General features: G+C 44.2%; 10 protein-coding genes and 1 rRNA gene. 9 read left to right on the forward strand and 2 right to left on the reverse strand.

Translation table 11 applies throughout. The features are described 5' to 3' along the window. Positions 1-184: 184 nt before the first annotated feature. On the reverse strand, positions 185-1,480 hold the full coding sequence (locus ACZ5B7_RS06950; protein WP_213146705.1) for a glutamate-1-semialdehyde 2,1-aminomutase: 1,296 nt from the start codon (positions 1,478-1,480) through the stop codon (positions 185-187). A 388-nt stretch (positions 1,481-1,868) separates the two neighbouring features. On the opposite strand from ACZ5B7_RS06950, the gene ACZ5B7_RS06955 reads away from it, so the two are divergent. The 7 genes from ACZ5B7_RS06955 (at position 1,869) to perR (ending at position 6,819) form a co-directional block, all read left to right on the forward strand. After that, positions 1,869-2,885, forward strand: coding sequence for an ABC transporter ATP-binding protein (locus ACZ5B7_RS06955; RefSeq protein ID WP_464493225.1), 1,017 nt, complete (start codon positions 1,869-1,871; stop codon positions 2,883-2,885). Beyond that, positions 2,878-3,669 carry an ABC transporter permease gene (locus ACZ5B7_RS06960; RefSeq protein WP_464493226.1) on the forward strand — a complete coding sequence of 264 codons (792 nt, stop codon included), beginning with the start codon at positions 2,878-2,880 and terminating at the stop codon, positions 3,667-3,669. The genes ACZ5B7_RS06955 and ACZ5B7_RS06960 overlap by 8 nt, the downstream gene beginning before the upstream one ends. Before the next feature lie 3 nt (positions 3,670-3,672). Next, the gene (locus tag ACZ5B7_RS06965) at positions 3,673-4,458 is read left to right on the forward strand and encodes an ABC transporter permease (RefSeq protein WP_464494448.1); all 786 of its coding nucleotides are present in this window, start codon (positions 3,673-3,675) and stop codon (positions 4,456-4,458) included. A 102-nt stretch (positions 4,459-4,560) separates the two neighbouring features. Continuing rightward, positions 4,561-4,953 carry an ion channel gene (locus tag ACZ5B7_RS06970; protein ID WP_464493227.1) on the forward strand — a complete coding sequence of 131 codons (393 nt, stop codon included), beginning with the start codon at positions 4,561-4,563 and terminating at the stop codon, positions 4,951-4,953. 84 nt (positions 4,954-5,037) lie between these two features. Further along, positions 5,038-5,505: a thioredoxin-dependent thiol peroxidase gene (gene bcp, locus ACZ5B7_RS06975; RefSeq protein WP_464493228.1), complete on the forward strand. Its 468-nt coding sequence runs from the start codon at positions 5,038-5,040 to the stop codon at positions 5,503-5,505. A gap of 222 nt (positions 5,506-5,727) precedes the next feature. Then, entirely contained in the window at positions 5,728-6,276 is a 549-nt protein-coding gene (locus tag ACZ5B7_RS06980) for a cob(I)yrinic acid a,c-diamide adenosyltransferase (protein ID WP_213146709.1), read from the forward strand. Positions 6,277-6,381: 105 nt separating this feature from the next. Continuing rightward, positions 6,382-6,819, forward strand: a complete 438-nt coding sequence (perR, locus tag ACZ5B7_RS06985) for a peroxide-responsive transcriptional repressor PerR (protein WP_378584452.1) — start codon at positions 6,382-6,384, stop codon at positions 6,817-6,819. A gap of 73 nt (positions 6,820-6,892) precedes the next feature. Here perR and ACZ5B7_RS06990 read toward each other — a convergent pair whose 3' ends face one another. Further along, positions 6,893-7,246 (reverse strand): YgzB family protein, encoded by a 354-nt coding sequence (locus tag ACZ5B7_RS06990; RefSeq protein WP_464494449.1) that lies wholly within the window; start codon positions 7,244-7,246, stop codon positions 6,893-6,895. Between the two features lie 147 nt (positions 7,247-7,393). Here ACZ5B7_RS06990 and ACZ5B7_RS06995 point away from each other — a divergent pair, with 147 nt between their 5' ends. Together ACZ5B7_RS06995 and ACZ5B7_RS07000 are read left to right on the forward strand one after the other, a co-directional pair. Further along, positions 7,394-8,269, forward strand: coding sequence for a nucleotidyltransferase-like protein (locus ACZ5B7_RS06995; protein WP_423801310.1), 876 nt, complete (start codon positions 7,394-7,396; stop codon positions 8,267-8,269). A gap of 271 nt (positions 8,270-8,540) precedes the next feature. Continuing rightward, positions 8,541-10,090 (forward strand): 16S ribosomal RNA (locus tag ACZ5B7_RS07000). The last annotated feature ends 49 nt before the right edge of the window (positions 10,091-10,139 follow it).

Genomic DNA, 10,139 nt, shown 5'->3' on the forward strand with positions numbered 1-10,139 from the left:
ATAAACATATCGTATCATACGAATTTTCAGAAATCAAATAATTATTCAAGAGTTTGGATATCAATTTGGCATGATTTTAATCGAAAATATAGATGAAAAGCCTTACATGAAAACGTTTACAATTTGTTTTTTTTAATAAAAAGAGAGCATGTATAGCTCCCTTTCGTGCATGAAATATGCATATTTATTCCTGTTTTAGTGAAGAAAATGCATTTCTGACCGCGTGGAGAGTTGCTTCCACATCTTCCTCAGTATGGGCGATTGTGAGGAACCAAGCTTCATATTTGGATGGAGCGAGGTTGATTCCTTGATGCAGCATCAGTTTAAAGAACTTCGCAAACATCTCACCGTCCGTTTTTTCCGCCTGCTCATAATTTTCAATTTTCTCATCAGTGAAATAGACGGTTAAGGCACCCTTTAAGCGGTTGATGGTAATTTGGATATTGTGTTCCTTAGCAGCCTCAAGAATACCTTCTTCCAGCATCGCGCCAAGGCGATCTAAGTATTCATAAAGGCCCTCTTGTTTTAACACTTCTAAGCAGGCGATTCCAGATAGGATCGAGGCAGGGTTGCCGGCCATCGTTCCCGCCTGGTAGGCAGGGCCTAGAGGGGCGACTGTTTCCATGATTTCCTTCCGTCCGCCATAGGCCCCAATTGGCAGTCCGCCGCCAATGATTTTCCCCATTGCGGTAAGGTCAGGCTTGACGTTGAGGAGGTCTTGGGCCCCGCCGTACATGAACCGGAAGGCTGTAATTACTTCATCGTAGATTACTAGCGCACCAGCCGCGTGGGTAAGTTCATTTACCTGTTCTAGGAAACCAGGGTTTGGTTCTACGATTCCGAAGTTGCCGACAATCGGTTCAACGAGAACAGCGGCAATTTGATCGCCCCATTTTTCTAGTGCCTCTTTGTACGGTTCAATATCATTGAATGGGACAGTAATAACCTCTTGGGCGATCGACTTCGGCACGCCTGCTGAATCCGGAGTACCTAAGGTTGACGGTCCAGAACCTGCGGCGACAAGAACAAGGTCAGAGTGACCATGATAGCAGCCGGCAAATTTGATGATTTTGTCTCGGCCTGTGTACGCACGGGCTACACGGATTGTCGTCATGACCGCTTCTGTTCCAGAGTTGACAAAGCGGACCTTGTCTAATGAAGGAATAGCTTCCTTTAGCATTTTGGCGAATTTTACTTCATGCGGCGTCGGAGTTCCGTATAGGACGCCGGTTTCTGCCGCGCGCTTGATGGCTTCGGTTATATGCGGGTGGGCATGACCGGTAATGATCGGTCCGTAGGCGGCCAAGTAATCGATGTACTGGTTGCCGTCAACATCCCAAAAATACGCGCCCTGAGCGCGTTCCATCACAACCGGTGCGCCGCCGCCGACTGCCTTATAGGAACGGGATGGGCTGTTGACCCCGCCGACAATATGTTCGAGAGCTTCATTATGTATTCGTTCTGAATTGGTAAAATGCACTTGGGTTTCCTCCTTTTTTATTAACATTCCTATTCTAGCATGTTTTTTGTGATTTACTATTTTGACATTTTGGGGTGGGGCGGGGGTGAAGGACATTATGGGGTGGAGGTGAAGGGTTTTTGTCCTTCATATGGCGGATGAAGGACATCATGAGATGAAGGTGGGACGTTTTGTTCAATAAAAGCACCTCTAAAAGACATTTCCCCTGTCTCAAATCAAGAACTGTCTAATAGGAATCAACTCGCACCCAATTTACAAGAACAGCAACCCACTTCCAGCCTCAATCCTTCTCCAAAAATAAAAAGCAAGATAGTTGTACCTCCGCCCCTGATTGGCTAAACTAAAACATTAGGGTAAGCCACATGCCACATCAGGAGGTGCCATATAAATGAAGAACGCTATAGAAGTAAACAGCTTACGAAAAGAATTCAAAGCTTATTCCAGCCGTTCCGGCTTAGCGGGCGCGTTCCGCGACCTTTTTACACGAAATTATAAAATAGCACGTGCAGTCAACGATATCAGTTTTAACGTCAAGCAAGGGGAAATGGTCGGCTATATCGGCGAAAACGGGGCCGGTAAATCAACAACTATCAAAATGTTAACAGGTATTTTAACCCCATCCGGCGGGCAAATCAAAGTGAACGGCATGAATCCCCATAAGGAGCGGGAAAAATTTGTCCAAACCATCGGCGTCGTGTTTGGCCAGCGTTCCCAACTATGGTGGGACATCGCCGTCCAGGAATCATTCCGGCTCCTCAAAAAGGTATATAAGGTAACGGATGAACAATATGACGACCATATGAACCATGTCATCAAAACACTTGATATCGAGCCGCTTCTCGACAAACCAGTCAGAAAGCTATCGCTCGGACAACGAATGCGCTGCGAGCTGGCCGCGGCACTCATCCACAATCCGCCGCTTCTTTTTCTGGATGAACCGACGATCGGCCTGGATGTCCTAGTAAAATTAAAAATCCGTGAATTTTTAAAGGAAATCAATGAAAAATACAATACAACCATTCTCTTAACAACCCACGACCTCTCAGACATAGAGGCATTATGCGAACGCGTCATTATGCTTGATGAAGGAAATATCATCTATGATGGGGCTTTGAAGAATTTAAAAGACACATTAGGGGATGGCAAAGAGCTGCAATTCCAGTTCCTTGAAAATGTCGATCTGCCAGCCGTAAAAAAACTTACAGCCGCCCTTCCTGTCAAATGGGAGCACGACGAAAAGGAACAAATCTTTACCGCCAACATGCAAAATAACGACGAACTCATCTCACAGCTGATTGCCAAAATCGTCGCTGCTTTTAAAATAAAGGACATTAAAATCAACGAAACATCCACGGAAGAAATCATCCGCAATATTTACGAAAAGGGTGCGGTGGAATTTGGATAAATATTTAGAAATGATTCGCATCCGTTTTTTAATGATGCTCGCCTACCGAACAAATTATTATACGGGCATCCTCATTTACGGCATCAACATCGGCGCCTATTATTTTCTGTGGACAGCGATCTACAGCGGCAAGGAGGAAATCCAGGGTCTATCCATTACACAAATGACAACCTATGTGGCGATTTCCTGGATGGCGCGGGCCTTTTATTTCAACAACCTGGACCGGGAAATGGCGATGGAAATCATGGAAGGGAAGGTGGCCGTTGAACTGATCCGTCCCTACAACTACCTCGGCATGAAAACCATGCAGGGACTGGGGGAAGGGATTTTTCGGTTATTTTTCTTCTCGCTGCCGGGACTCATTATTGTTTATTTCGTATTTCCGATCCAAATCACATTAAAGCCAGACGTATGGGGATTATTCGCCATCTCCATCCTACTAAGCTTTTTCATTAACACCCAGTTAAATCTATTAACCGGAATTACGACTTTCTTCTTATATAATAATTCAGGCCTAATCCGTGCTAAGCGGGTCGTCATTGATCTGTTTTCCGGGCTGCTTTTGCCGATGAGTTTTTTCCCGGGCTGGGCGCAGGGAATTATGAAATTCCTGCCGTTTCAGGGAATCAGCTATATACCAAGCATGATCTATACAGAGGGATTCACGCACCAGCAGGCCATTCAAGCCATCGGCCAGCAATTTATTTGGGTTATCATCCTCCTCATTCCCATCCAAATTCTTTGGGTTATTGCGAAAAAACAGCTGGTCATTCAAGGAGGGTAAATGGTGTTTTACGTAACGATGTTTTTTCAATACATGTCGCAATATATGAAAACAAGATTGCAATATCGGTCTGACCTGTTTGTCGAGTTTTTCTCGGACCTGATGTCCCAGGCCATCAATCTCGTCTTTATTCTGGTCGTCTTTGGCCACACCCAGCTGCTCGGCGGCTGGAGCCGTGATGAAATTATTTTTATATATGGATTTTTCTTAGTACCTTACGCGGTCTTTTCGGCCTTCTTTAATATCTGGGATTTCAACGAGCGTTATATTGTAAGGGGAGAACTTGACCGTATCCTAACTAGGCCGATTCATAGTCTTTTTCAGATTATCCTCGAGCGGCTGGAACTGGAAGCTTTATTAGGGGCGGTCACCGGCTTAGCTGTCATGTTTTATGCGGGTAGCCGGTTAAACCTGCAGGTGGATTGGTTTGATCCGATTCTCTTTATTATTTTCGTCATCGGCGGCGCGCTTGTTTACGGCGGCATCTTTGTGATGCTCGCCTGCGTCAGCTTCTGGGCGGATGCGAAAACCTCGCTCATGCCGATGATGTACAACATCAGCAACTACGGCCGCTATCCGGTCAATATCTATAATACGGTGATCCGCTTCGTGCTCACTTGGATTTTGCCGTTTGCTTTCGTTGGCGTCTATCCCGCTGCTTTTTTTCTTGAAAAACAAGAATGGTATATCTATTCGTTTTTAACACCTGCAATCGGCATCATCTTTTTTTCGCTCTCCGTATTCCTTTGGAATCAGGGTGTCAAAAAATACCGCGGCGCCGGCAATTAATAATTAATTAAAACCGTGCTACATTCGGCACGGTTTTTTGATATTTTATTGGTCAAGCCCACATACAATGAACTAATCTGTACAAATATTAGAGGTGGTCTTGTGATTTATTTCTTGCTGCCGATTGTGATTTTTTGCATCTTCATGAGTATTCGAACCTTGTTTATTCCCAACACGATTAAGGGCAAATTGGTGTCCTTTGACAATTTCTTTTATTTAGGAACATGCTATTTAACTGTCATCTTCGGATTTGGGCTGATTTATTTAATTTTTGAATTAGCGGGAATGAAGGTCTTGGCGGAAATAAATAACACCGAACACCGGAACATTTTTGAAACGAGCTTTTATTTTAGCGCGATGATGCTGTTCTCAGTTGGCAATGGAGATGTGATTCCTCAGGGAATCGGAAGGCTGGTTGCCGTCATTGAAGCATTAATAGGCTATACGCTCCCGGCGGCCTTCGTTGCCAAGGTCATGTTTGATCGGGAAAAATAAATCCCCAGGTGCACGAAAGTTGTATTGTTCTATCACATTGGTTAGGCTATAAATAGGAATATTTTTCAAAGTGGAGTGAATAAAATGACAGTAGAAATTGGTAAACAAGCACCTGATTTTACACTAGAAGCACAAACTGGAGAGAAGGTTACTTTGTCAGAGTTAAAAGGAAAATATGTTGTGCTTTATTTTTATCCAAAGGATATGACGCCGGGATGCACGACTGAAGCGTGTGATTTCCGTGATCAACATGAGCAGTTTGCCGACTTAAATGCCGTTATTTTAGGCGTGAGCCCAGATCCGGTAGACCGCCATCAAAAATTCGTTGAGAAATACGGTCTGCCATTCCTGCTCCTTGCCGATACCGATCATCAAGTGGCGGGGGATTACGGTGTTTGGAAGCTAAAGAAAAACTTCGGGAAAGAATACATGGGCATTGAACGGTCGACTTTTATCATTGATAAAGAGGGCAATATTGCGAAGGAATGGAGAAAAGTTCAGGTGAAAGGGCATGTCGAAGAAGCCTTAACATATATCAGGGAAAACCAATAATAGACTGCCTATTTTCGCAAGAAAAGGCTTTTGTCCAATGCAAAAGTACTTCAAGTGAATATCATTTTATTAGGGCATACCTCCTCAGATAAAACTTATTGGGTCCATTCGGACCCCTTTTTTATGCCTTCTTTCTTTTCTAATAAATGACCTAGGTGATATGATGAAGAAAAGATTTATAGACATGTGAAGCTGAAATTTACCAATAGGGGGTATTGAAAAATGAAAATTTATACGAAAACAGGGGATAAAGGAACAACTTCACTTATTTACGGGCAAAGGGTAGCAAAGAACGACCTTCGCGTCGAGGCCTACGGAACCTGTGATGAAACGAATTCGATGATTGGACTGGCATTAAGCTATTTAACTAAGGAAAATTTTCAGGGGAAAGAAATAATTGAAAAAGCATATCATAAAATACAAACAAACCTATTTCATGTCGGTGCTGAGCTCGCGACTCCGAAAGGGAAGGAAGTAAAGTGGTCATTAGCTTTAGTGGATATTGAAGAACTGGAAAAACAAATTGACGAATGGGATTCAAGCCTGCCGGCGTTGACGAATTTCATTTTACCTGGGGGACATCCTGCAGGTGCAGCCTTCCATGTGGCCAGGACCATTGCAAGAAGAGCAGAAAGATGTGCCGTCGGCTTAGGGGAGGATGTCAATCCGCTTGTGCTGGCGTATTTAAACCGTCTTTCTGACTTGTTGTTTGTCACGGCAAGATTTGTCAACCACCAGTTAGGAGCTTCTGAACAAACATTACATAGCTAATGAACTTCGGTGTTTGCAGTATTACAATATTGACAAAAGTACAAATTACCTAGTAAACTAATTATAACAATTACAATGTAAGAATATCTTTTTGAAAAGAGGTGCATGGCGATGAATCAATTAAAAGAAGCGTTGGATACCTTAAAGGATACTGGGGTGCGTATTACTCCGCAACGTCATGCGATACTTGAATATTTAATAAGCTCGATGTCACATCCTACTGCAGATGAAATCTATAAAGCTTTAGAGGGCAAATTCCCGAATATGAGTGTGGCAACGGTTTACAATAATTTACGAGTATTTCGTGAAGTAGGCCTTGTAAAGGAATTGACCTATGGAGATGCATCTGCCCGCTTTGATTTTGTTACGACCCATCACTATCATGTAATCTGTGAGGAATGCGGGAAAATTGTTGATTTCCACTATCCTGGCTTGGATGAAGTGGAGCACTTGGCAACACATGTCACTGGTTTTAAAGTGGCGAATCACCGCATGGAAATTTACGGCACTTGTCCAGATTGCTCTGCTAAAGAAGTTCACTAATGTAAAGCCGATTCTAATTTGGAGTCGGCTGTTTGTTTATAAAAAAGGGGATGACCGATTGCTGGTCATCCCTTTATTTCATTTTATTTTTATTATAAGTTTCGTCAAATTCCTTGCCTTCCAGGGCTTTATCCATAGTCAAAGGTTCGCGGCAGTGCATGCACATATCTACCCTGCCAAGCATTTTAGTGGGTTTGCCGCAACTGGGACAGTTGACAGAAATGGTTTTGGTTGACAGCATGCCAATCCAGAAATAAACAACCGTGCTGGCGATAATAAAAAGCAGACCAAAAATCATAAAGATGGTCATAATAAGTGGTGAAGTACGAAAATAAATACCACCATACATAACGATAAAACCAACAAAGATCAACGACAATGCGAACGTTCTAATTTTATTTATTTTACTCGAATATTTTGCCATGATTCTCCCTCCTAGACAAACTATACCACAATTCTCCATTGAGAAAAAAGGATACACAGAAGAATGTCGAATTTTGTCTTAAATTTTAGAAGGATATTTCTTCTTCCTGTCGAACATATATTGCTAGCTAGAAAAATGGAGGTATAGAAGATGGAAGACATTCTTCGGCCCATTTATCAAGAAAGGGCAAGCCAATTAAATACCCTGGGGATTTTATTGGTAGAAAAGAAACAACGGTCAAGTCAAACGACGGATTCGTTTGATGCGATTCTTTTAATGATTGTGAAAGAAGCAGATCAGCCTGTATATACAAAACATTATTCGTATGATGACAAAAAAGCTGCCATGCATATTATCACTGAGCCGCAGCTGCAAGAATGGATTTTAATAGGCAGCAACCGAAAGATTTTTGAATGGCTTCATCATTCCAAAATTTTATTTGACCGCAATGAATATGTAGCCAATCTAAAAAAGGAACTAGAAGAATTTCCGTTCCATGGCCGAAAAATAAAAATGGGGTTGGAATTTGCGAAGTTAATCCGCCGCTATGTGGATGGGAAAGCACTGTTTGAAAATAAACAGTATTTAGATGCCTATAATTATGTCGTTCACTCCCTGCATCATCTGGCGAGATTAGCGATTATTGAAAATGGCCTTCATCCTGAACTGACGGTTTGGCAGCAAGTGAAGCAAATTGAACCGGAAATTTATAAATTATATGTTGAGTTGGTTGTGAGTGAGGAAACATTGGAACAAAGGCTCGAGCTTTTATTCCTTGCCAGTGAATTCTTGATTCACTCCAGAACTAACATCGGTTCCTCCCACTTAATAGACGTTTTAAGTAAAAAAGAGCATTGGATGTTTAGCGAAATCATGAGTGAGCCGGAATTGATGCCGTATTCCGTTGATATGTCAGTCCTGCTTGAATACTTAATTGAAAAACATTTATTAGAAATCGTTAATGTTGAGACAAAGGGACAGGGTGTTTTTCACCGCTGTTACCGCGTTAGTCAAAAACTATCGTAAAAAAACAAAAAAACCTATTGACCTTTTCGTGAATACTTGATATATTAATAACCGTCGCTGCGAAACATTTTCAAAAAGTTTTCCGCAGTAGACGGTTTTAAAAAAGGTGTTGACATTAACAAACACCATGTGTTATATTAATAAAGTCGCTTTTGGGCGGCGCGCAAGATAGTTCTTTGAAAACTAAACAAACAAAAACGTCAACAAACAATAATATTCGTTTCTTTTGAAACGAAGCCAACGTAACATTTTTGAGCTAATCAACTCAACTTTATTGGAGAGTTTGATCCTGGCTCAGGACGAACGCTGGCGGCGTGCCTAATACATGCAAGTCGAGCGAATCACTGGGAGCTTGCTCCCGGTGATTAGCGGCGGACGGGTGAGTAACACGTGGGCAACCTGCCTGTAAGACTGGGATAACTTCGGGAAACCGGAGCTAATACCGGATAATTTCTTCCCTCGCATGAGGGAAGGTTGAAAGTCGGTTTCGGCTGACACTTACAGATGGGCCCGCGGCGCATTAGCTAGTTGGTGAGGTAACGGCTCACCAAGGCGACGATGCGTAGCCGACCTGAGAGGGTGATCGGCCACACTGGGACTGAGACACGGCCCAGACTCCTACGGGAGGCAGCAGTAGGGAATCTTCCACAATGGACGAAAGTCTGATGGAGCAACGCCGCGTGAGCGATGAAGGCCTTCGGGTCGTAAAGCTCTGTTGTCAGGGAAGAACAAGTACCGGAGTAACTGCCGGTACCTTGACGGTACCTGACCAGAAAGCCACGGCTAACTACGTGCCAGCAGCCGCGGTAATACGTAGGTGGCAAGCGTTGTCCGGAATTATTGGGCGTAAAGCGCGCGCAGGCGGTCCTTTAAGTCTGATGTGAAAGCCCACGGCTCAACCGTGGAGGGTCATTGGAAACTGGGGGACTTGAGTGCAGAAGAGGAAAGCGGAATTCCACGTGTAGCGGTGAAATGCGTAGAGATGTGGAGGAACACCAGTGGCGAAGGCGGCTTTCTGGTCTGTAACTGACGCTGAGGCGCGAAAGCGTGGGGAGCAAACAGGATTAGATACCCTGGTAGTCCACGCCGTAAACGATGAGTGCTAAGTGTTAGAGGGTTTCCGCCCTTTAGTGCTGCAGCTAACGCATTAAGCACTCCGCCTGGGGAGTACGGCCGCAAGGCTGAAACTCAAAGGAATTGACGGGGGCCCGCACAAGCGGTGGAGCATGTGGTTTAATTCGAAGCAACGCGAAGAACCTTACCAGGTCTTGACATCCTCTGACACTCCTAGAGATAGGAATTTCCCCTTCGGGGGACAGAGTGACAGGTGGTGCATGGTTGTCGTCAGCTCGTGTCGTGAGATGTTGGGTTAAGTCCCGCAACGAGCGCAACCCTTGATCTTAGTTGCCAGCATTCAGTTGGGCACTCTAAGGTGACTGCCGGTGACAAACCGGAGGAAGGTGGGGATGACGTCAAATCATCATGCCCCTTATGACCTGGGCTACACACGTGCTACAATGGATGGTACAAAGGGCAGCGAAGCCGCGAGGTGGAGCCAATCCCATAAAACCATTCTCAGTTCGGATTGCAGGCTGCAACTCGCCTGCATGAAGCCGGAATCGCTAGTAATCGCGGATCAGCATGCCGCGGTGAATACGTTCCCGGGCCTTGTACACACCGCCCGTCACACCACGAGAGTTTGTAACACCCGAAGTCGGTGGGGTAACCGTAAGGAGCCAGCCGCCTAAGGTGGGACAGATGATTGGGGTGAAGTCGTAACAAGGTAGCCGTATCGGAAGGTGCGGCTGGATCACCTCCTTTCTAAGGATATAAGCTGGACATATGAGCCAGACAATACATGTTTGTTTGA

This window comes from Neobacillus sp. S1115 (assembly GCF_055385565.1).